The organism is Micromonospora sp. LOL_023 (assembly GCF_048060115.1).
Lineage (GTDB): Bacteria > Actinomycetota > Actinomycetes > Mycobacteriales > Micromonosporaceae > Micromonospora_E.
Window position 1 is genome coordinate 1 of record NZ_JBHMIM010000196.1, and the last position, 482, is coordinate 482.

The 482-nt window shown below is 68.5% G+C and carries 1 protein-coding gene; it reads left to right on the forward strand.

The window, feature by feature from the left end; genetic code table 11:
• Window positions 1-482: beta-ketoacyl synthase N-terminal-like domain-containing protein (locus ACFHVL_RS31440; RefSeq protein ID WP_416632258.1), on the forward strand; the 482-nt coding region annotated here is incomplete at both ends.

Genomic DNA, 482 nt, shown 5'->3' on the forward strand with positions numbered 1-482 from the left:
CCGATCGCGATCGTGGGGATGGCGTGCCGGTTTCCCGGTGGGGTGGTCTCGCCGGAGGGGTTGTGGGATCTGGTGGTGGGTGAGGGGGATGCGACTGGTGAGTTTCCGGTGGATCGGGGGTGGGACACGGAGGCGTTGTTTGATCCGCGGCCGGGTCGGGTGGGGCGGTCGTACGTGCGTCGTGGTGGGTTTCTGGATGATGCGGCGGGGTTCGATGCCGGGTTCTTCGGGGTGAGTCCGCGTGAGGCACGGGAGATGGATCCGCAGCAGCGGTTGTTTCTTGAGGTGTCGTGGGAGGCGTTGCAGCGGGCGGGGGTGGAGCCGTCGTCGTTGGTGGGTAGCCGTACCGGGGTCTATGCCGGGGTGATGTACCACGACTACGGCCCGACCGGCAGCGCCGGCAGCGTGATCTCCGGTCGGGTGGCGTACCACCTGGGTCTGGAGGGGCCGGCGGTGTCGGTGGACACGGCGTGTTCGTCGTC